Source organism: Labilibaculum euxinicum (assembly GCF_963678175.1).
Classification (GTDB): Bacteria; Bacteroidota; Bacteroidia; order Bacteroidales; family Marinifilaceae; genus Labilibaculum; species Labilibaculum euxinus.
Genome location: NZ_OY782756.1, coordinates 2,646,108 through 2,669,072 on the forward strand (window position 1 = coordinate 2,646,108; position 22,965 = coordinate 2,669,072).

The following is a 22,965-nucleotide window of genomic DNA, read 5'->3' on the forward strand; positions in this document are numbered from 1 at the left end:
GACTACGTTTAAAACCGTATTTTTGAGAACTTCACATGATAACCTAAGTATCAGTTCAAGTTGTCATGTGAAGTTCATATATTTCGAGAAGAAAAGGGGTATAATTATTTTTTTTGGATATTCTCTTTTTTGATAATTCGTTTGTATCCAGTGTAAGGGTTGAGTTGCATGATCTTAAATTTGATCAGCTTTTCTTTTACCAAAGGGAGTTCATCTAAAATTTCTTTGGCATGTTCCAAACTCTTGCATTCCATTATCAATACAGCATTATTGTCTTCATTAAAATAGATTTCACGCAAGTATTCTGATATGTATAATTCGTGAACGTGACGGGCTTCCTGCTCTAAAATGCAGCTTTTGTTACTCCAGTCAACATCTTTTAATTCTTTTTCGACGGCTAATATTTTCATAATAAGTGTTTTATGTGTTTTGGGTTTGGCCATGAACAGTTACAATTAACCGCAGGTCTTAGTTCTATTTGCTTCTTTGATAATCAAGGAAACTTATTCACTAATGTATTAAAATATATTTCAATGCAAATAGAAAAATTTACACTTTTATTACATTCTGCTGATTTCTGATTTGGAACCAGTTAAACACAAAAAAAGCAGCTCCTAAAAAGAAGCTGCTTTGGATAAATGTATGTAGTAAAAAGATTATAGGGCTCCATCATCGTAAGCACGTTCACCATGTAAAGATGCATCCAATCCATCATCTTCATCTTTCATTTTAACTTTAACGGGAGTTATAAAGTTGATTATTGTCAGCATTAAATAAGTGAAAATGAAAGCATAAGTGGCACTGATTAACACGGCTACCACCTCTTTAAAGAAGAAAGCACCATCTCCTTCTAAAAGACCCGATTGACCGTTAATTGACGAAGATGCGAATACACCCAATAAGATAGTTCCAAAGACACCACCCATACCGTGAACGCCCCAAACATCCAGAGCATCATCCCAGCCCCATTTGTTTTTAAGTTGAACAGCAAGGTAACAAAGTGCACCTGCAAGAATACCAATAAGCATTGCAGCCCATAATGGTACGAAACCAGCTGCTGGCGTAATGGTTGCCAAACCGGCAACAGCTCCTGTTAATAAGCCTACAAATTTAGGTTTCCCTTCTCGTGACCACTCTATAATTAACCATGTAATAGCCGCAAAAGAAGCTGCAACGTCGGTATTTAAAAATGCAAGTGTTGTAATGTTATTCACATCTAATTCACTGCCGGCATTAAAACCATACCATCCAAACCATAATAAACCAGTACCAATTGCTACCAATGGAATGCTGTTAGGAGGGCTTTGTCTGTCACGGCGTTTTCCTACATAAAATACTGATGCAAGTGCTGCAAAACCAGCAGTTGCGTGAACAACCACACCACCGGCAAAGTCAAGAACACCCCATTCCTGAAGGATTCCTCCGCCCCAAATCATATGCACGAATGGATAATAAACAAATAATTGCCATACCACTAAAAAGAAGAGGTAAGCTTTAAATGTGACACGATTCACGAATGCCCCGGTAATCAGAGCAGGTGTAATGATGGCGAACATCATTTGATAAGCTATAAATATAAAATTTGGATACTTATTGCCGGCACCTGCGTACATGGTATCAAAACCGACTCCATTTAAAAAGGCAAAATCAAGGTTTCCAATTATACCTCCCTCGCCACCGCTAAAACATAGAGAATAACCAATGGTTACCCACATAATTGTGGTGATGCCTAATGAAACAAACGTTTGCATCATTACGCCTAAAATATTTCGTTTTCCGGCTAGTCCGCCATAGAAAAAGGCCAGTCCTGGTGTCATTAACATCACCAGACTGGTACATAAAATCATAAAAGTAGTTGATCCTGTATCAAGCATGATATTTAGTTTTTAGTGTTTATTAAAATGAAAATCCAAATACAAAATAGATTTTTTCATCTACTGGATTGGTGATTACAGATGCTGAAACGGGTAAAGAAAATTTCTCGTTGAGTGCAACTTCTTTAGAAAGAGTTACACCTAGATTAACAACACCTGCTTTACTTCCGTAGTATCCGCTTTCGCCGTTAAATCCTGTAGAGGTTTTTGCTTCTGCCGGTTTGGTTAAATTCACTCCTAAAAAGGCATCAAGAGTCACGTCGTTAGCCATTTTATGACTGTACGACAGCTCAGTGTAAGTAGAATACTGGAGTCCGGTTTTCTGATTGAAATCAGCTGCGTTTGGATGATTTCCAAGTTTAACGGCATCTGCTCCCCAAAAGTTAACGGCAACCATCAAAGCAAATGGAATGTTGTCATTGCCGTTAAAACGGAAACTTCCTTCCAACACATGACCAGTAAGATCATTGTTGAACTCGAAATAATTGTAATCTTCGCCTTCGGTTGGGAAGTAGTAATCTGTTAGTGTAAGGCTAAACAGATCTTTGGCAAAAGTGTAACCCAAATAAAGGTCGAATTCCTGACCTGCATTGTTTCCGCCTAAGGAATAAGCTCCCCATGCACCCAATTCCCAGCCTTTGTAGTTGAGAGTTACCGATGGTTGAAGACTCGGACTTGTGCCTCCAAATTGTGTTCCCCGCCAAACATAGCGGCTCATTACATCGGCACCAAAATCAAGTACCGCTTTCTCTTTTTGTCCAAAAGAAGAACTGCAAATACTCAGCATAAATGCGATTAGCAGATATACGCCTGATCGTTTCATAGAATTAATGTTAGTTTGTTATTGTGTGAATTATTCTATGACGAATATAGGAGAGAGCAAATCAGCCCGAAATAGAGAATTACCCCTAAAATGAATTACGAAAAATGGCGATGTGCTAGGTGAATTACCTAGTGTGGAAATAAAGTAGGATCAGGAGATAATTTTAGGTTACCTTAATAATCAGGCATAAATTTTAGTCAATCTACATCCTCGAAAGATTGAGATCTTGCATATTCAAAGAACAGCGGGGTGTATGTTTATAATCAAATTTTTGTCTGGGAAAGCGAATATTTGTGTATAAAGAGAAGCTCCCAAAGGAGAAAGGAAAACAGCTTCAATTTTTTTGTTTGTTGGATTTGTAAAGCTCCTTCTCCTTTAGGAGAGGATTGAGGTGAGGTTTTTAAAAGTCTGTTAAGCAGTAAATAATTCTGATAATTGTAATTTTTACAATGCACCCTTTCGCCTGTCGGCACCTTCCCTTAAAAAGGAAGGATTCATTTATTTAAGGTGTTTCTCCCTTTTTTAAGGGGAGATGTTCAAAGAACAGAGGGGTGTATGTTTACAATCAAATTCTTGTCTGGGAAAGTGAATATTTGTGTATAAAGAGTAGCTTCTAAAGGAGAAGGGAAAACAGCTTCAATTTTTTTGTTTGTTGGATTTGTAAAGCTCCTTCTCCTTTAGGAGAGGATTGAGGTGAGGTTTTTAAAAGTCTGTTAAGCAGTAAATAATTCTGATAATTGTAATTTTTACAATGCACCCTTTCGCCTGTCGGCACCTTCCCTTAAAAAGGAAGGATTCATTTATTTAAGGTGTTTCTCCCTTTTTTAAGGGGAGATGTTCAAAGAACAGAGGGGTGTATGTTTACAATCAAATTCTTGTCTGGGAAAGTGAATATTTGTGTATAAAGAGTAGCTTCTAAAGGAGAAGGGAAAACAGCTTCAATTTTTTTGTTTGTTGGATTTGTAAAGCTCCTTCTCCTTTAGGAGAGGGTTGGGGTGAGGTTTTTAAAAGTCTGTTATGCAGTAGATAATTCTGATAATTGTAATTTTTACAATACACCCTTTCGCCTGTCGGCACCTTCCCTTAAAAAGGAAGGATTCATTTATTTAAGGTGTTTCTCCCTTTTTTAAGGGGAGATGTTCGAAGAACAAAGGGGTGCTTATGTTTATAATCAAACTCTTGTATGGGAAAGCGAATATTTGTGTATATTTTGCTAATTGACTTCGATAATGTGGTTTTTGATTGCATATTTTACCAATTCGGCAGTTGTGTTTAAACCTAATTTGCTCATAATATTGTTTTTATGGCAATCAACTGTGCGAACGCTGATGCTGAGTTGGTCTGCTACTTCTTTATTCATGAATCCATCTGCCACCAAACGAAGCACTTCGGTTTCCCGTTTGGTTAACTCCCCGTGATTTTTGTCATCTTTATTGCCGCGCATAAGGCTTCTCATTACAATATTGCTGATCCCCTGATTAAAGTACTCGTTGCCTTTGTTCACTTCTTGAATGGCTTTGTTAAGTTCTTCTCCCGCAATATCCTTTGGCAGATACGCTTTTGCACCGGCATCCATGGCACTTAAAATAAATTCCTTATTGTTGTGCATGGATAGAATGATAGCTTTTATGCAAGGATGCTTTTTGGCCAGATATTGAGTCAGTTCAATGCCGTTCATTCCCGGCATGCTAATATCAGTAATGATAATTTGAGCAGCCAATTGATCCACCTGTTTAATCAAATCATTTGCGTTTCCAAATTCTCCAACAACTGTTATGTCCTCAGTGTTATGCAATAAGGATTTTAATCCGTCGCGAAACAGTTTGTGATCGTCAACCAAAACAACATTAATCTTATTCATATGTTTATAATTTTAAGTTTTTGTCATATGGTCCCGAAAGCTTTCGGGATTACCATGCACGGAATAATCATCTCCCTGTGTGTAAAAACACCTTTAGAATGGACGTTTCATACTGATATTTTTACTAATGGAATTTTACATTGTACCTTTAAGCCATGAGGATATTCTTCCTCTAAAAATACATTTCCGCCCAATATGGAAATGCGTTCCTTAATATTTGATAAGCCGTTGCCGTTTTTAGGAATTCCATTCAAAGGCAATCCGATGCCATCATCTTTTATTTCGAAAAACAGGGAATCTGCTTTTTGCGTTAACTGGATGTTGATATTTTTAGCCTGGCCGTGTTTTATGATATTGTTAGTTGCCTCTTGTGCAATTCGGTAGAGGTAGGTCTCTGTTTTTTTGCTGATTTCAGGTAAATCGCCCTGAATCTGTAAATCAGTTTGTAATAAGCTGTTTTCTTCGATTCGCTGCAACAGACTGCCAAGAGCATGATTCAATCCGAATTCCCGTAAAACGGCAGGCATTAAATCATTCGACATGCCCCTGATCTCTGTCATTAAATCGGAAAACATTTCCCTCGATTCCCCCAATACGGCAGCAGCATTTTCCGGAGCGGTATTTTCCAAGCGCATTTTAATAGCCAAAATTGTTTGAGCCAATCCATCGTGCAGTTCTCTGGCCAGTCTGCTTCGCTCAGCTTCCTGTCCATCTATCATCGATGAAATACTTTGGTCTTTGGCAATTTGAAGATTCTCCTGCTGTTCTTTTATTTTCTGAGTCATTTGGTTGAAAGCGGCCACCAATTCCATTATTTCACCATCCGCTTTTATATCAGTAACCTGTTCATAAATTCCCGATGAAATTTTCTCGGTTTCGGCCCGTAATTTTCGGATAGGAGCAGTTATGGTATTGGCAATTATGGCAACAACGCCCAGCAGCAACAAACTTAGAATAATCAGAATGTAAAACATAGAGTTTCCGTAATTCCGAATGGGAATCATGGCTTCGTGTTGATCTATTTCAGCAAGAATCACCCAATTTAAATCCGGCAGATTCATTTTGCTGTAAGAGCTTAGCACCTGAACGCCTCGGTAATCTTTAAAAATATCAGAACCAATACTATCCTGAAATGCCAGTTTCACACCTTTGGTTGAGGATTTTACGGCGTAAATTGAATTTTCCTGAAAGCGGCTCGTACTTCTAAGCAGATGATCTTCGCCTACCAGATAGGCTTCGCCGGATTTACCCAATCCGTTTAACGGATTTCTATCCAGCATAATGGAATTGATAATCTCTGTATTGATACCAAAAGCCAGAACCACCTTTTGCTCTTGAAAGCTGATTGTTTTACAGATAAGAATTTCTGTTTTTGACTGATCTTTTGGGTTGAGCAGTTCCCGAACCGAAATTTCATTTTTAGGAAGCAGACCGGCAAACAATTGAAGATGTTCAGGCTGTAATTTTGTTTGGCTCAGATCACCGGTTTTTGGCTTGATTTGGAAACCCGAAGAAACTGTATTCGACTGATAGATGTAAATGCTTTTATAATTTTGTTTGCCGGTAAGTAAGGAAGCAAAACCAGTTTTAAAAATGCGATGATCACTAATGAAATGGGAGAGATTCACCTTACTTTTTTCAGGAGGGAAACTGAATGTAAGAGTACTGATTGCTTCTATTTCATGAATGCATTGTTGGAAAAAATCTTCAACGCGTTTTTTCTTTTCAATGCGAACGGAGGTAAGCTGGTTGAAAGTACGCAGAATTAAAGCATCTTTTGCCTGAGTATAGGCAAATATACCAACAATAAGTATTGATAATAAGTTGAGTACGACAAAGTAGATCAGGAGCTTGTTAGCTAAAGATTTTCTCATACCGGTTTCTGTAAATTGGTGTGTTTGTTGCTGTCAAAGGTATTATTTCTTCTTAAATCAGGCTTTCGAAAACGATTGTTTTATTGAGAGAAGTTATTTTTTATAATGAATCCACATTAAGCCGGGGTCAATTGTTACTTGTCTGAAGTATTGCTTTTGGTTCTTTACTGCAGAAAGTAATTGTTTTAGTTGAACCTGCTGATAAGCAGTAAGCTTCGGTCAATTTCCTGAAGTAATCGAAGCGTGTTAATTTGTTGTTGTTGATCCAGCAAAAAGGTTTTGCTTTCAGGAAATCCACTCATGGCACGAATAATTTTCCACTGAAGTAAGTTGTTGTCCATATATTGACGATAACATTCCAGCAAGTGTTTCAATAGTTTCGGTTCTGAATTGTAGAAATTTATAAATCCAATGGCATCAATGGCCTCGGAAATTTGTTGCGGCTTATTTTCTTCGAGTACAGTAAGCAGCAGCGGGAGAGCTTTTTTTCCGAACCGGACAAGAGTACGGGCTGCAATATCCCTTGGTAAAGGATAACTGATCTTTTTGAATTCTTTTGCCGGAATTTTTTGATGTTGATTGCTTCCTATTTGGCCTAATTGTGCCAGTAAAGGCTTAATAGACAAAGAACCTATCTTTACCAGCGAATTGCAGATTTCGAGTTTGGGATACAGCTTTGTTTCTACCTGCAGTGCCGAAATCAGAGCAAATACAGATTCTTGAGTGGGGCTGTTGGAAAGTAATCTGGCCGCGACAGATCTTTCGGCGGGGATTTTGCTGTTGAGCAAATGAATTAGTTCTTTACAATCGCAATGGGTAAATTCTGTTTCTGCACCATTTGGGACATAGCCACGGGAACTTTTTTGAGCTTCTTTTTGGTTCATCAAACTATTCTAAATAGATTCTGTTTTTTGCAAAAGTATTTAATTTGGAGGACTAAAAGCCGAAATAGGATGCGGTTTCGTGATGCATGCTTCCCAATTGGTTTCCCGTTCGCAGATCACGTTTTTTTGATCCCTTTGGCGCGCTCGCTTTAGCTGCGGTTCCGTTTTAGTCTGTGTGTTGTAAACATTGGTTAGTTCGCAATTTTTATATCGATTAATTTTTCGATGTCGTTTATCGGTTTGGCATTGTGAACCTCAATTGAAAGGCCTCGTCCTTCGGCATATTTTTTAGCACCAGCCAAATCTTCTTTTATGGATGCATCGATATCACACGCCATAATCTGATCTGTTGCCTTTTGTCCAAAAACAAAGGCCACTTTAAAATACCCTTGCCGGGGAAGAAGGTAAATGATAGCCCGTTTTTTATCTTTTAGGCGAAAGCTCCATCCGTAATTTTTACCGGGATAGTTCCACTCTTCTTTTGGGTTTGGATATTTTTTTCGAACACTTTCTGCAATCTGTTCCCATAAAGGATAAAGCGAAGCCAATTGTTCCTGTAAATCTTTCTGTGTGGGTTCTGCTGTTTTGTCGGTAAAAATGCTGATGTCCATCGTATTTTTGAATTAGCTGGTTTCTATTTTTGATTAATAGTTTGATCAACTAAAGTTAAATAAGATTTGAACGCGAACAAAAAAACAAATAAAGAGGCGAAAAATGGTGAAGTGCTTGCTGTGAGAGGCTTAGGGTGAATTGAAATTGCAAAGCCTGTTTTGCTGCCAAAACAGAATTTTTTTTCATTTCAATTGAGGCACCTTGGCCAAAAAAATGTCTCATAGTATTCGATAAAATCTTTTTTTAATGATTGTCTGTGCCATGTTACTAATTTTTATTGGTTGAACATATTGTTTGGGATCCTGTATTAAAGCTAGGAAAGATTTTTTAGTAAAAATGCTTTTTTTTTGATGTTTTTTTTCTCGGGAGACTTAACATCGCAAAAATACTGGGCTTACAGGATGAAAATTAATTGTATTGATAGAGTGTTTGTTACTGAATTTTGAATGTTTTTTTATAAATCAAAAAGCAAAATAATATATGGTTAAGTTTAAATAAAGCCTAAACAGGGCGAAGTTCAAAAAATCACCCCTTTTGTTTTGTGTTGCTACTATTTAATAAACAGGTTTTTGCATGTGCTTTAAGCGAAAGGATAAAAAAATGACGTTTTGCTATATTTAATTTGTTTTGTTAATTATTTTGTGTGTGGTGATTGGTTTGAAATACCTGTTTTTATTGTCTGCTTACTGCAAATTTTGTTTTTGTGAAAAATATGGCGTGTAAGTGTTTTTCGGAACAAATTATATCATGCAGCAATTTGCAAAAGACATTTTACAATTTGCAAAAGACCCGTTTGCGTTTGCAAAAGACGTTTTGGAAGTTAATTTTGGCATTTTTGGCGCTTCAAATGAGCCAAATTGTGCCCATTTTCGTCTCAGAAAAATCCCAACATGCATTTTGAAACTCCCAACATGCATTTTGGAAATTGCAAAATGCCATTTGAAAGTTTCCTGAGAGCCAGATTAGTACCTAAAAGATCCTTTCTGAAGGCAAAATATATTCTTCTGCAGAGACAGAGAATGAAACTATTTTTTTTTGCAGTAAAAAAATACGTGGCTTTCTTTAGCCGAATCCCTGGTCTCAAAAAACACAAATAGTGTAATACCGATTTACTATCAAAAGCCTGCATAAAATCTTAGGCTGGTCATGCTCCGACTATAAACAAGCCGGTCATGTCAGGGTACGACTTGATTATAAATCTAAAAGACCTATTTTATAAGATGAGTTTTGATGTTAATTTGGTATAAACATATATTTTTTATGATTTCCTGTTGCAATTAGAAAAAGATTATTACTTTCGGTTTCTAGTAACTATAAGTAATTACAAACCAGTGCTGCTGTTTCGAGGAGTAAGAACAATACTCTTGTTGGAAACTAATTTAGGATGCATTTGAGGCCTTAACAACCAAGCAGACGATTGAAAAATGAAGTTCAACAAAAACGAAACAAACTTAGGTCTTACTCCCTATGTTTCAGAAAATGTTGATAACAAATAACCCCGATGAGTTGGGGCCAGCAAACCAATTATTGTTTTGCAATTTTATTTAAAGAACATAGGATGTGTACATTTACTGGCCTGTACAGGTAGCTATATACACTTACACCTCTATGAGATGGATAAGTGTATGTTTTAAGATTGATAAAAGAAATATAAGTGTACATACACATTCACAAGCGTTGTATGCAAGCGATGAGCATAACCTGCAAGAATACAAAACTTGTGGAACTAGATATAGAAAGGATTGTTTTGATTCAAGAACATTAGGAATAATTGAAAATTTTGGAATTTGTCCCATTGTTTTTAATCTAATTGAGTATTTAAAAGTGGAATTAAATTATAAATATTGTCATTGACTTATAATGAAAGTGTATTATTCTAAAAAATCACGAAAGTCAACTGTTATTAGACTCGTTGCAATACAGTTGTTAGTCAGTTTTGGATTCTATTTTATATCAGGTGATTTAACAAATGTTTCAATTGGTTTGTGGATAGTGTGGATTTTGATTTTATTATTTGTTCTATTAGGAATTTTAAAAGCTATCCAAAATAAACCAACTTTGCTAATTGAGAAAGATGGTATTATGGAGAGCTCAACTTTACAAAGTTGCGGTAAAATTAGTTGGGATAATATTAAAAATGTAGCGATAAAAAAAGGTGTTAATATGACTTTTCTATGTGTTGATTTAATTGAAGAAAAATTAATATTGGATGCAGTTAATCCAGTTGTGAGATTATTAATGAGAAGCAATAAAAAGAAACTAGGAACTATTTGTGCAATACCAGAGATTTCTTTAGATGATAATTTGGATTCTGTTTTGAACGAGATGAAAAATTATATGGAAAAATATAAACGCCAGCATACAACAAGCGGTCATAAAACATTGCGCGGATAGTGCTATATTTAAACAAAATAACATTTAATCAATGGTTTAACGGGTTGATAGTTTTGTGCTTCGAAATGCGCAACGTTTCATACCGCAGGCCGTTAGCGTTCATGCAAAAAGAACGAAGTACCTTAAATTGAATTGATGAAAAGCCAACACACAAATAGCACATTTGCAAGCTCCAACACACAGGCTGATACTTCAGCTTGCAAAAGAGCTATTTTTTGCCCTCACACCGATAAAATCAGAATATGTATATATCAGGAATAAAAATTAAGAATTATAAAAATTTCAAGGATTTAGCCATTGAATTCAACCATGGACTAAATGTCATAATTGGACATAACAATTCAGGAAAAACTAATCTAATTAAAGCTCTCCAACTTGTGTTAGATAGGAACTTAAAGGATAAGCCTTCAATAGATGATTTTTGTAAATCTAACCTCGATTATACAGAACCTCCATCAATAGAAATATCCGTTTTTATTAAAGAGCACAATGATGAACCTGATGATAAAAATGTTGTTTATGATTGGTTGATTAAAGAATCTCCTGAGTATATAGCACAACTAACATATGTTTTCGAGCTGCCAACAAAAAATCATGAAGAATATAAAGTTCAAATCGAAGAATGTAGAAATGATGGTGGTTTTGACCAAGAGAAATGTCTGAAGCTGATAAGTAAGAAATTTCTACAAAAGTATGTTGCTCGAATCTATGGAGGTAATCCTTCTAAACAAGAAAAAGCTGATTCAGAAAACCTTGATAGGTTTGACTTTCAATTTCTAGACGCAATTAGAGATGCAGAAAGGCAAATGTTTTATGGTAATAATACTCTTCTAAGAGATGTGCTGAATTATTTTCTAGATTATGACCTTACGAACGGGCAAGGATTTGAAAATCTTACTGCGGAAAACATTGAAGCCTTAAAGCAACGAGAAGATGAATTTAATGAAAAGTCAAAAGAATTACTCGAAATCTTAATTAGACGCATAGATAGAGATAAAATACTTCAATATTCAAATGAAACAGGTGCGGACAAAGGAGGTAAACCAAATTTTGATGCAGAAATCACAGAACAAGAACTATTATTCGCCTTAAGGTTAATAGTTGAAAAAAGCGGTTTTAAATTGCCAATAAAAAACAATGGTTTAGGATATAATAACCTTTTGTTTATTGCTTTAATCCTTGCAAAAATGCAAATGGAGTCCTCCAATTATATGGGTGATAATGCTAAAGTTTTTCCTGTGTTAACAATTGAAGAGCCTGAGGCTCATTTGCACCCTTCGATGCAATCGAAATTCCTTAAATTCCTTAATTCAAATAAGCAGGCTCGGCAAATTTTCATTACATCCCATTCTACCCATATTACTTCTGCAATAAGTCTTGAAAGCATTGTTTGTTTATATGATGACTTAGGTGGAAACTCTGCCGTTGGTTATCCTGGTAAAGTTTTTTCCGACTCAAAAAAAGATAAAGATTCAAGAATATATGTTCAGAGGTTTTTAGACGCCACTAAATCTAATATGCTATTCGCTGATAAAGTTGTATTTGTAGAAGGTTTAGCAGAACAACTATTGATTCCTAGTTTTTCGCAATACTTAGGTCTTGAAGATTCATTAGTAAATGAACACATTGCTGTCATTAGTGTAGATAGTAGAACATTTACGCATTTTCTTAAATTATATGCCTATAACGAAACAGATTGCCCAAATGCAATAAATAAAAAGATAGTTTGCATAACGGATGCAGACCCGTCAATTAAGAAAAATAATAAGTGGGTTTCAGCTTTTCCATTTGAATTAGATGAATCAGAAAACAGCAAGTCCTTATCTGCGCATGTGACAGAGCTAAAAGAAAAATATGAGGACAAATATGCTAACATCTTTGTATTTCATCCACCAAAAGGAAAAGGTAAAACATTAGAGTATGAACTTTGCAAGGAAAACCCTCAATCGGCTTTACTAATAACTGATTCTTTTCCAAGCCAGAATAGTGCTCATACACTTACCAATTATCAAGAAATAATATCAAAGTTTGATGATAGCTTAGATGATATCATCGAAGAGTACAAGTCGAAACTTGGGATTGATGAGTTAAAAGAAAACAAAATTCTAGAAAGCATAAGCACTTGTCCTTGGCCGAATGAAATAGATAAGAAAAAGGCTTTAATAGCAGCGATATACTATAAAATTGTATCTAGTGCAAAAGGGCAGCATGCTTTCTTTTTCGAACAAAACTTAAGAGAGAATTTCACCAAAGAAGCAGGAGAAAAACTTGATTTCAATGTTCCTAAATACATTGTTGATGCATTAACTGAAATCGTTAAAGAACATGCCTGATATTAACGAACTACCACATATATCTACTCTAAGTGATATTGAAACCGACTTAAAAGTTTTTGCTGGGCCAGGTGCAGGTAAAACGAGGTGGTTGATTTCACATTTGGAACGTGTCTTACTCGAATCAAATAGATTAAACAAAACTGGTAAGATAGCCTGTATTACTTATACAAATGTTGCTGCAGAAGAAATTCTAAATAGATTAAAATGTGATAAAAGTCGTTTTGACATATCTACAATTCACAGTTTCTTATATCGTAATATTGTTAAACCTTTTTCATATTTAATAGAAAAAACTGATGAGGGCGAAATTTTATTTGACACATCCAGTTTAGATGGGCATGAAGAACATATAGTACATGGAGATAGGATAAGAAGATGGATAAGGTCAATAGAACAATTAAATGGTGAAAGTTATAATTCATATAATTGGCCTCAAAACAAACCAAAAATTATAGCTGAATTATCTAGTCTTGATTATGAATTTAAAAATGGAACTGTTGATTTAATTATAAGGCAAAATAGGGGAGCTAGAATCGCTAAATCAAATGGAGAACTTTGGATTTATAAATCAAAGTATTGGAAAGATGGAATAATGCATCATGAAGATGTACTTTATTTCTCTTATCTTATTTTGTTACGTTCGCCAAGAATTCTTGAGTTTATCAGAGCTAAATTCCCCTATATTTTTATTGATGAATTTCAAGACACTACCGAAATACAAACTTGGATTATTGAAAAAATTGCTGAAGAAGATACAAAAGTTGGAATCGTTGGTGATCTAGCACAATCGATATATAAGTTTACAGGAGCTAAAAGGACTGATTTTATTGATTTTAAAAAAGATGAAGTTTCTGAATTTAAGTTGAACCACAACTATCGTTCTACCAAACGAATTGTTGATTTCCTTAATTTACTTAGAACTGACATTGATCAAGAATATGGTGAGGATAAACCAGATGGATTTTTGGTAAAGGTACTAGTTGGAACAATTCAGGCTGCTAAAGCATGGTATGAGGCTTATTTCCCCGATTCACCACTTTATATTCTTACAAGAAAAAACACTACTGTTTCTGAAATAAACAACCAAATTGGTGTAGCTAATACTAACCTTTTAAATGAATTATATTCTAATGATACAAACCAGCAAAGAGTAAGATTTATTCACTCTTTATTGATGGGTTTTAAATTTCATAAAAAGGGTGATTTGAAAAACGCTCTAAATGAAGTGTATAAGTCTTTGCGGAGAGCAAGTGGTTCATCTGTTCTAAAATTAAACCTTAGAAGGCTTGCGATTGATATAATTGACTCATTACAAAGCGAAGTAAGTAGAAATAAGTCAATAGCAGAATTTTATATAGAATTAAGAACTGAAGTGCTTGCTGAATATGGTTTTAATATTGGAAGTAATTTAAGTCGAGGAAATGCAAAAACATTTTATGAAAATCATAGCTTAAATGAAATCTTACCATACATAAAGGTAGATACAAAATCTGATGACCTAGTAAGAACAATTCACAGTGCAAAAGGGACTGAGTTTGAAAACACACTTGTTCATTTTGAAACCGTGAACGAATTCAGAAACTATATACTCGATGGGCAAAATCACATTGATAGTACAGAGGATGATTGTCGGATTTATTATGTCGCTTGTAGTAGGGCAATGAAGAGACTATTTATTAATATACCTGATGCGAACCAATCTGATATTGATTTAATAGAAAATATGAACATATCTTATGAGCGAATATAGAGACCTAAATGTGATAGAAAATCCTATTATCAAACTCAATAATTAATGTTATGGCAAAATATCATTGTGGTGCTCATGGATGTTCAGGGCATTTTAGTCCATTAGAAAAATGCACAGAAGAATATTTTTATTGCAAAGAGCTTAATTGCCCTGGTCATTTAAGTGGTTGGGAGAAATGTAATAAACCATTTTAATAAAAATCAATTAAATAATGAAGATATAAATTTTGAACCGCTATATTATTGCGGGTATGAGGATTGCTCTGGTCACTATAAAAAAGATGAAAAATGCATTTATTATTGCAAGATTCAAGATTGTCCTGGGCATTTTAACAAATGGCAGTCATGTTCAAGGTTTACTAAATCATGTTAACTAAATATTATTCCAACATAAGAATGGAAAATAGATTCTTTTACTCAAAATATAAGCCCAAACATGAAAATGTAACTGAAATTATTAAAACTAACATGATTGGTAGTTTTGTTTCGGAAACAGCAAAGGGTGTAACTAGCCTAATTAATGATAAGCATTCCAACGAGGAGATCTTTAGCGATATATTTAGGGATATTGTAATAAGTGGTTTAGATTATAGCCTGAATCATGTGATAAAAGATCAAATTGAGCATCAATTTATCAATAATTGGGAAAATGGTATAAAAGATATCTTTCTAGATAATATTGATTTTACTTTAAACTTTTCAAAATCATTATTTAATTATTCACTAGGAAAAATAGATGCTGATGAATTATTGTCAAATACCTTAAGCAATGTGGTTGTTTCAACAATGTCAACACTTGGTGCAAAGGCCTTTACCCTTGTTTCTAATTCGGTTGGCTTTGGAGCATCAATAGGAACAGCCTTGGGACCTTTAGGTACTATTGTTGGAAGTGTTCTCGGCGGTTTAATTGGCGCCACTATTGTTTCTAGTGCAAAAGAGGATGGCTTAGAACGCTTTAAAAATCAACTGGATCAACTCAACACTAGACATAACAACCAGCCTTCAATTTATAAGTACCTCGATGTGGCTGGCACAATGTCAGAATACAACTTTTCATTTAAATTTCTGGTTCCATGTTATGGCACGATTGGAGTGCTTTCCGAATATAGAGCTAAAAAGCAGGTGCTTCAAAAAATTAAAACCACATTGCAAAACCCTGATTTCTTAACGGATTCAGATTATTACAACTTCATGGATGAAATCAACAATCAATTTAGTGCTTCTAATAGAAAAATAAGAAAGGAAATGTCTGCCTCCAGGGTTCTTTATAATGCTAGGGCTGAAGAATATGTAGGACAATTATCAGAGGAAGTAAATCAATATGTTTTTTCTAAAACAAATTCTTTAAATATTGTGAAAAACAATTTTATTGATCAGGTATATCAGTATCAGCATGTTTTTAACTCAATTGAAAACCGTAAATCGAAACTTTACGATTTGCAGGGTACCATTGAAGCACTTAAATTAGAAATTGAAGATCTTGACAGAACCGCAAATAAAGAATACTATTTAAGAATGATAGAGGATATAACAAATGGAGTTATAGGTAACCAGATTTTAATGCCCATTGAACAGGCTGAACTATTCTTCTCATAACAATATTAAATATGTTGTATCTTTTAATTAAAAATATTTGTAATAGGAAACTTGCGAGAAGGCAGGCTGAAATAGAAGAACTGCTTGAAAACTATCATGAAATAGTTTTAAAATCAAACGAAAAAGTAAGGCAATATTATGAAGAGAAAAAGAGGGGGCAACAAGAATTAATTACCAGCTTAGAAAATGAGAATCGAAGGTATTTTAAAATTGTTGATGAGATTATTTATATTTCAAAATCATTTTCTGAAAAATATTTGCAAATACTGGATCTTGGTATTGCCTATTTCAATGCCAAAATGCAGGAGCAATTAACACAATTACAAATTGGAGTTATTGAGTCAGCCAAAGAAGTAACTAAAGAGGAGATTAAAACCATAAATGAACTTTTATCGCTGTATAAAAAACAATCAGACTTAGATCAAAGAATAGATTATTTGTGTAATATAAAACTAGAATTTAATGATCAGTATATTACTACCATTGATGAGTTTGAAAATTATTTGAAAGAAAAGAAGTTCATGCAAGGAGACAAGTCAGATCTTATTCTATTATCCGAAAGGGAAAGTTTTAAGAGGGTTAGCATACGTCTGGTTAATGAACGAAAATTAAGAGAATCAATAAAGCGAACAGAGCAAAAAGGGGTTCTATTAGAAGCGCAGAAATCAAAACTTTATAGGGAGAAGGGTAAAAAAATAAAAGAAATAGTAAAGCAGAAACACAAGCTAAAAGAACTCATGCAAAGCTATAAATACCAAGGCAATAAATACTCCGAAATATATTATAGTATTGATAGTAGATATATACTACGTGAGCTGTACTCAGAAATAGATAGCTTTAATAATATAAAGAGAGAAATCAATAGAGAAAAAAGGCTACTTTCTACTAAAATTAGAGAGATCATAAATAGACAAAGAGAAATTAGCACTGATTCGAAAGTTAATAGTGAAGAAATTCGATTAATAAAACTTGAAGTTAATGAGTTATTTAAGATGAAATCGTATTGCCACGAAAGTAATGATTATTCAGAATTTGAAAGTATTAAACGAGATATATGCTTAAAGAAAGAGGAATTATCCATACTTAAGGATGCAGAATCAAAATTGAATAGTTCAAGAGAATATTACAATGGGGAGTTTCAAATAATAAGCGGGATGCAAGAAAAACTAAATGGAAAGCTTGCTGAAACTCAAAGCAATTTGAACGAATTGGAACAACAGAAAAAAATCCTGACTGATTTATTGTATAATTCCATAAAACCATTTAACCCTGGTAGTATCTCTTATAGATTCAATAACTTAAATAAAGAAATTACAGATATCGGTTTTTATTACTTGCCAGGTTTACCTGCTATTAAAAGAAACAAATGAAAGACTCTATTATGGAAAAAGATAATTGTCTGGATATTTTTAAAAAGAAAAAGTTTACGCCCTTACATAAAGCATTTATAAAATGCATTGAGTTCAATTATGTATATCCGAATGAAATAAAAAATATCCTTAAGCTTATACCTCAGAACAGATTGACTTATACACTATCCGATTTAATTGAATACTCTCTTGTTGAAATAGATGATGTATTTGGCTGCTTAAATCTTACAAAAGATTATCATACCATTCTGGATAATCTTGATAACATAATCGCCATAGTAAAATTAGATGATGATAATAAGGTTAAATACCATCAAATTATGGAGTTATTTGAACGAGTTGAAATGAATCATCCGAAACAGTTGGTTAAGTTAATTAATTTCAGAAATGGAAAATAACCCATATAGATCATATTTAATACTTTGGAGGAGGTTTCTTAAAGAACTTATTTCAAAACCTGATATTGAAAATGGAACAAAAGTAAAATACCAAAGGCAGCTTCAGTCAGTTTCTGATGCATTAAATGCTGCACCGTTTAATATATCCTTGTTCAGATTGCTTCTAGATATTTATAACGATTGTTATCATGTTTTGCCAGATTCTGAAAATAGTATTGCTGCTCCTTCCGAGATTACAAATTTTTTCATAAGTCATTACAATAACTCAACTAATAGTAGCGGAAAAGTAGCAATTAATAAAGCATTGCAAAGCGAGAGCCTTTTTTTAATTCAAGGGCCTCCAGGTACTGGTAAAACTTCGGTAATAGCAGAAATTACTGCACAGGAATTAGCAAAAAATAAAGAAGCCAGAATTGCAATTGTTTCAGAGACTCATGTTGCGGTTGATAATGCCCTTGAGAAAATTATTGAAATAATAAAGGGCGAAGCATTCAAAATACTTCGTTATCCTCATTTTAAATACTCATCTTCAAAATTCAAAGCATATGAATTCAAATCATATATAGAAGAGTACGAAAAACATTTATCGACCCACTATGGGGATGTATCGGATGAAATCATCCAGATTCTTGAATTGGATTCATTGGTTAAGGAAGACGATCCAGATGATTATGTAAGAACTAAATGGATTCATAAGCTCATCTTGGAGAATATATCTGTACTAGGAATAACCTGTAATCATTTAGGTCGCTTTTATCTTGAGTTTGGGGATGAGGAATGGGATCTTGTTATTATTGATGAGGTTTCAAAAGCAACTTTACCAGAAATTCTTATAGCATCCTCAAATGCTAAAAAAGTAATATTGGTTGGCGATCCAAATCAACTTCCTCCTGTGTTTTGTAAAGAAGAAATTGAAATATCTGAAGAAAAGAAAATTGACGCAGACCAGTTGATAAATAATAGCTTGGTTGATAAGTTATTTGATACCTGCCCAGATAATATGAAGGCATTTCTCAATATGCAATATCGGATGACAGATGAAATTGGTACTTTGGTTTCTAACCAGTTTTATAAGGGTAAGTTACTCAATGGAAGAAATGTAAGTAATCCTCAATCTGTTCAGTGGCTTGATTCAAGTAGTCGCATCAAGATCCCCGAAAAAAAAACATCTCAAGGTGGTGTTTTAAAGAACGATTTAGAAGCAATGCTAATAAAAAATCAATTGGGTATTTTAGAAGAATCGATATCACTAGATACTCAAATTGCAGTTATCACTCCCTATAAAGCACAAAAACATCATTTGAGATCAGTTTTGGAAGAGTCAAAATTTAAAAATATTGAAATAGATACCGTTGATGCATTTCAGGGAAGGGAAGCAACAATAGTATTTTTCTCAGTAACTAGAAACAATGGTTCGATAAGATTCTTTTCTGATGCGAGAAGATTAAACGTAGCACTATCAAGATCAATTGACTATTTTTATTTGGTTGGTTCATATGATTACCTTAAACGGATTGAATTTTTTAGAAAATTAAGAAATGCAAGTAAACAAAGATTTAATTAGACAAACAGCACAGTCAAGCACATTGCCTGGTCGCACAAGCACTCGCACAACCAAAACCAGCCAAAGAGCTTGCCTTTCCAACGCTCGGGCTGATAGGTATAAAGCACGAAACGCTAATCGAATAGCCCGCCCCGCTAGTAATCACTAGCAGGGAGAGGCTTTCACACCACCAGATACTTCGCAAGCTCAGCATAAACCAAGCGGGTCTCGTATACAGTCCCGAGGAATCGGGATTAAGTTATGGGGAATAAGGAATCACGTCGAACAGGCGTGATTTGTTTGTAAATGTCGAGCATAGATTCATAACCACGTTTCCGCAATCTTTCAAGAGTAATAGTAGTTACCAAAATAGGACTCTGAGCAATCGCCCATCCCCCCATGATTCATAAATACTTATTTTTATGGGCATTCATGAATTCGTTCCTCATTGCGTGAACGAGACCATGCATAGGCTTGTCCTTGCTGAACGCCCAAACGGATAAGGCTTCGCCTTTTCTTTTCGGGTTTTTATTCACGAATTCTATTAAAAAAGGTGTTCATGATCTCACTTCATTCGGGACCAATGGTGCCATATACAATACCTGAGCCTGTTGCGCAGCCAACCGTCGAGATCTTGAAGTTTGACTAAAATACTTGCCATACGGAAGTTATTTACCCAACCCCGCTGAACCTCTTTCAGTTTTTGGATGCGTTCTTCGAGCCTGTGCAAACTGTAAAGTAAAAAGACTAATGCTGTAAGGCTGTCTGTGAGGCAATCACCCCATCTTCTTAATCGTAATGCTAGAGTTAAAAGTAGCCCAAATAAGAACCCAAATTCTATTTCTAAATAAAAGCATTTTCAATTTTTATGTATCCCTAAAACCACTATATTTAAAATTCAATTGAACAGTTTGATTCGTTTTTAGACAGACTGCCGTTATGGCCAAGCGTAAAATAAGCATATGAAACAATTACTCATAATAGTAACTTTTCTATTTCCAACTTATTTATTGGGTCAAGATAGACCTTTAATGAAAGATGAATCAGGTATACTAAAAGCAGATATCAATAATTACCAAGACGAAATCTTGATTTTAAATGAAGATGGTTCTATATGGATGAAATTTGATTTCAACGGAGAAAGTAAGGTGGAAAACAAAGAATCTTACACTTCTGATGACATCAGAAAACTATACAATTGGAAAGACGAATTTAATCCATATGCTTTTCACTATGACTATGTTATTTTAATGTTCAAGTGTTTGAGTTATGATGGTGAAAGATATAAAGTAATTGTAGACGAAAGAACTGGTTTAACAAAGTGGATTAAGTCAAAAAGCATTTGGAAGCTTGAAAATTGGGAAGAACATATTGTAAATTCTGTTGCCACTATTGATGCAGATTATGAATCGAATCCAATTAGAAAAAAAAACTGATGTTTCATCAACTATAATCGAAATAAATACTGAGAATTTAGATCCGGCAATTGGTCCATTATTAATCGAAGGAGATTGGTTAAAAATAAAATATTGGGAAAATGACATTAAGAATACAGGGTGGATTCGCTGGAAAGAAGGGAAACAGATAATTATTAGCTTATGGTATTTGATGTGATGCCAGGCCATAACAAAAGTAACCGTTGCACAACCAACTAATATTTCAAAACAGATATAATTAAAGCTCTAAAATCATGTGAATTCACATGATTTTAGAGCTTCCTTTTTTAGGTTAAAAATCCAGAAACTCTAAATTATTGAAGGCTTAAAAAGGACATAAATGAGCCAAATGAGTTCATTACAACAGAAAAACAGGCAATGGCCTGATTAACCATTATCTCAGTCTTTTTTGTCACGAATTTCAGCAGTTTTTTCAGATGATAGGCGCAGGCAGACATGTGCATTAGCTTGTTGGCCTGAAAACCCTTATGGTATGGGTACTACAGCAATGATCTTATTTTCCTGAATTAATGGAGCTGTTAAAGTTGAAATTGGTCCAAATAAGAAGCTCAATTTGATATCAAAATAAAAGCAATATCAATTTTTATGTATGCTTAAAACAACTATATTTAACACTTCATTGAGCAGTTTGATAAGTTTTTAGACGGACTGCCGTTAGCGGTCAGCTTAGGATACTGCATAATTCAAGATTTAACACAAATAATAAAAATATAATGAGAAAAATAATTATACTATTATTGACGCTTCTTTCGCTTTCAGTTTTCGGACAGACAGAAATTGAAACAATTAAAAAGGCAAACGACTTTATCGCAGAAAAAAAATACGAAACTGCGTTCAACTTGCTTGACAAATTAGACCCAGCAAACGACAAACCTGACGTTGTTTTGCTTAAAGAAGATATTTTGCTAAATTATTTTGTAACAAGCATTATGCACCAAATGTTTGCATTGACAGACATTAATAAAGACGAAGATATTCTTGATTACAGAGGAAAAGAAGGTTCATTTAGTATGCATATGTTCCAAGTTGACAGCATTCTTACAAGACTTACCAAAATTTATCCAACGAACTGCAAACTCAACAAAGGACTCGCCGACTATTATTATGAAGTTCATTTGAAATATGGGGGACGTTGGTTAAAAGATGATAAAGAATTGTTTCCGCTTATACAGACAAATTTTCAAAAAGCAATTGACGGAAATTGTGCTGATTATTTATCTTATTACGTTTTGGGTTACATAAACCTAGTACAAGAAAAAAATAAAGAATGTATTCCTTATTTTTTGAAATCAATTGAACTAAATGACAAATACGCAAGTTCGCATTACAATTTAGCGTATGCTTACCTTTTTACAGACGATAGAGAAAACGCATTGAAATACGCAAAAAACTCACTTGACATTTACAACGACAGGGAATATAAAAGCGATGCTGCACGAATGGTGGGACAAATATATACCGAACTCAAAGACGACAAAAATGTTTTGACATATTATGAAATGGCGGATAAAATTGACCCAGAAAATTATTACAACATTAAACCAATTCTCAACTTATACTTAAAGACAAATAACAAAAAAGCAAATGAAACGACAAAAGCGTTTTTCAATTTAGCCCCAGCAAATCCGACAATTTACAACGACCTTGAAGAAATTTATTTCAGCAACAAAAAAGACAATGAACTAATTGATTTTTATAAATCACAATCTTCCGAATTCAAAGACGATAAAAAAGTTCAAGGAAGTTTAAATTTTTATTTAGCAAGGATTTACCTTGAAACAGACAAGAAGGTTGCGAAAGATTATTTTATCAAAGCGAAACAAGAATTTGAAAAAGTATTTGAAAAAGACCATGCAGTTTTTAACGCAATTGAAGAAGGACTTGAACAATGTGAAAAATGATTATTTCAAATAAAAAAAGCCGAACCGCTAATCGAATAGCCCGTCCCGCTAGTAATCACTAGCAGGGAGAGGCTTTCCCCGCTTGTGCGCGATTGTATCGCGTTCCTTTAGATTGGAAAAGAAGACATCATTACCGTAAGTACACTATAAAATGGTGTGGTAGCGGGTGCTGGTAAAGTTGAAATTGGTCCAAATAAGAAGCTCAATTCTATTTCAAAATAAAAGCAATATCAATTTTTATGTATGCTTAAAACCGCTATATTTAAAATTGAATTGAGCAGTTTGATAAGTTT

The 22,965-nt window shown here is 34.2% G+C and carries 18 protein-coding genes; 10 read left to right on the top strand and 8 right to left on the bottom strand.

What is annotated here, in order from left to right:
• Window positions 1-104 precede the first annotated feature (104 nt).
• From ACY0M5_RS10635 to ACY0M5_RS10665, 7 genes are all read right to left on the bottom strand, one after another.
• Window positions 105-410 (bottom strand): superoxide dismutase, encoded by a 306-nt coding sequence (locus ACY0M5_RS10635; protein WP_101311721.1) that lies wholly within the window; start codon window positions 408-410, stop codon window positions 105-107.
• A 246-nt stretch (window positions 411-656) separates the two neighbouring features.
• The gene (locus ACY0M5_RS10640; RefSeq protein ID WP_191991634.1) at window positions 657-1,874 is read right to left on the bottom strand and encodes an ammonium transporter; all 1,218 of its coding nucleotides are present in this window, start codon (window positions 1,872-1,874) and stop codon (window positions 657-659) included.
• A gap of 22 nt (window positions 1,875-1,896) precedes the next feature.
• The gene (locus tag ACY0M5_RS10645; RefSeq protein ID WP_461629078.1) at window positions 1,897-2,697 is read right to left on the bottom strand and encodes a TorF family putative porin; all 801 of its coding nucleotides are present in this window, start codon (window positions 2,695-2,697) and stop codon (window positions 1,897-1,899) included.
• A 1,213-nt stretch (window positions 2,698-3,910) separates the two neighbouring features.
• A complete protein-coding gene (locus ACY0M5_RS10650) occupies window positions 3,911-4,558 on the bottom strand; it encodes a response regulator transcription factor (protein ID WP_461629079.1) in 648 nt (215 codons plus the stop codon).
• A gap of 107 nt (window positions 4,559-4,665) precedes the next feature.
• Window positions 4,666-6,432 carry a sensor histidine kinase gene (locus ACY0M5_RS10655; protein WP_461629080.1) on the bottom strand — a complete coding sequence of 589 codons (1,767 nt, stop codon included), beginning with the start codon at window positions 6,430-6,432 and terminating at the stop codon, window positions 4,666-4,668.
• Window positions 6,433-6,617: 185 nt separating this feature from the next.
• Window positions 6,618-7,316 carry a HEAT repeat domain-containing protein gene (locus ACY0M5_RS10660; RefSeq protein WP_461629081.1) on the bottom strand — a complete coding sequence of 233 codons (699 nt, stop codon included), beginning with the start codon at window positions 7,314-7,316 and terminating at the stop codon, window positions 6,618-6,620.
• Between the two features lie 191 nt (window positions 7,317-7,507).
• On the bottom strand, window positions 7,508-7,927 hold the full coding sequence (locus ACY0M5_RS10665) for a DUF3788 domain-containing protein (RefSeq protein ID WP_461629082.1): 420 nt from the start codon (window positions 7,925-7,927) through the stop codon (window positions 7,508-7,510).
• 1,861 nt (window positions 7,928-9,788) lie between these two features.
• Here ACY0M5_RS10665 and ACY0M5_RS10670 point away from each other — a divergent pair.
• The 7 genes from ACY0M5_RS10670 to ACY0M5_RS10700 all read left to right on the top strand — a co-directional run bounded on the left by ACY0M5_RS10670 (window position 9,789) and on the right by ACY0M5_RS10700 (window position 19,335).
• On the top strand, window positions 9,789-10,322 hold the full coding sequence (locus ACY0M5_RS10670) for an STM3941 family protein (RefSeq protein ID WP_461629083.1): 534 nt from the start codon (window positions 9,789-9,791) through the stop codon (window positions 10,320-10,322).
• A gap of 242 nt (window positions 10,323-10,564) precedes the next feature.
• Window positions 10,565-12,655 carry an ATP-dependent nuclease gene (locus ACY0M5_RS10675; RefSeq protein ID WP_461629084.1) on the top strand — a complete coding sequence of 697 codons (2,091 nt, stop codon included), beginning with the start codon at window positions 10,565-10,567 and terminating at the stop codon, window positions 12,653-12,655.
• Window positions 12,648-14,408 carry a UvrD-helicase domain-containing protein gene (locus tag ACY0M5_RS10680; RefSeq protein WP_461629085.1) on the top strand — a complete coding sequence of 587 codons (1,761 nt, stop codon included), beginning with the start codon at window positions 12,648-12,650 and terminating at the stop codon, window positions 14,406-14,408. Before ACY0M5_RS10675 ends, ACY0M5_RS10680 begins: the two co-directional genes overlap by 8 nt.
• Before the next feature lie 395 nt (window positions 14,409-14,803).
• Window positions 14,804-16,003 (top strand): hypothetical protein, encoded by a 1,200-nt coding sequence (locus ACY0M5_RS10685; RefSeq protein ID WP_461629086.1) that lies wholly within the window; start codon window positions 14,804-14,806, stop codon window positions 16,001-16,003.
• A gap of 11 nt (window positions 16,004-16,014) precedes the next feature.
• Window positions 16,015-17,373 carry a hypothetical protein gene (locus ACY0M5_RS10690; RefSeq protein ID WP_461629087.1) on the top strand — a complete coding sequence of 453 codons (1,359 nt, stop codon included), beginning with the start codon at window positions 16,015-16,017 and terminating at the stop codon, window positions 17,371-17,373.
• Entirely contained in the window at window positions 17,370-17,771 is a 402-nt protein-coding gene (locus tag ACY0M5_RS10695; protein WP_461629088.1) for a hypothetical protein, read from the top strand. The genes ACY0M5_RS10690 and ACY0M5_RS10695 overlap by 4 nt, the downstream gene beginning before the upstream one ends.
• Entirely contained in the window at window positions 17,761-19,335 is a 1,575-nt protein-coding gene (locus tag ACY0M5_RS10700) for a DEAD/DEAH box helicase (protein WP_461629089.1), read from the top strand. The genes ACY0M5_RS10695 and ACY0M5_RS10700 overlap by 11 nt, the downstream gene beginning before the upstream one ends.
• A 544-nt stretch (window positions 19,336-19,879) precedes the next feature.
• Here the strand turns inward: ACY0M5_RS10700 and ACY0M5_RS10705 are convergent.
• Entirely contained in the window at window positions 19,880-20,044 is a 165-nt protein-coding gene (locus ACY0M5_RS10705) for a group II intron maturase-specific domain-containing protein (RefSeq protein WP_461629090.1), read from the bottom strand.
• A 301-nt stretch (window positions 20,045-20,345) separates the two neighbouring features.
• Between ACY0M5_RS10705 and ACY0M5_RS10710 the strand changes: the two genes are divergently transcribed.
• From ACY0M5_RS10710 to ACY0M5_RS10720, 3 genes are all read left to right on the top strand, one after another.
• Entirely contained in the window at window positions 20,346-20,750 is a 405-nt protein-coding gene (locus tag ACY0M5_RS10710; RefSeq protein ID WP_461629091.1) for a hypothetical protein, read from the top strand.
• Entirely contained in the window at window positions 20,719-20,928 is a 210-nt protein-coding gene (locus tag ACY0M5_RS10715) for a hypothetical protein (RefSeq protein ID WP_461629092.1), read from the top strand. Before ACY0M5_RS10710 ends, ACY0M5_RS10715 begins: the two co-directional genes overlap by 32 nt.
• Before the next feature lie 556 nt (window positions 20,929-21,484).
• Complete coding sequence (locus ACY0M5_RS10720; RefSeq protein WP_461629093.1) at window positions 21,485-22,672, top strand: tetratricopeptide repeat protein; 1,188 nt, start codon at window positions 21,485-21,487, stop codon at window positions 22,670-22,672.
• Window positions 22,673-22,965: the final 293 nt, after the last annotated feature.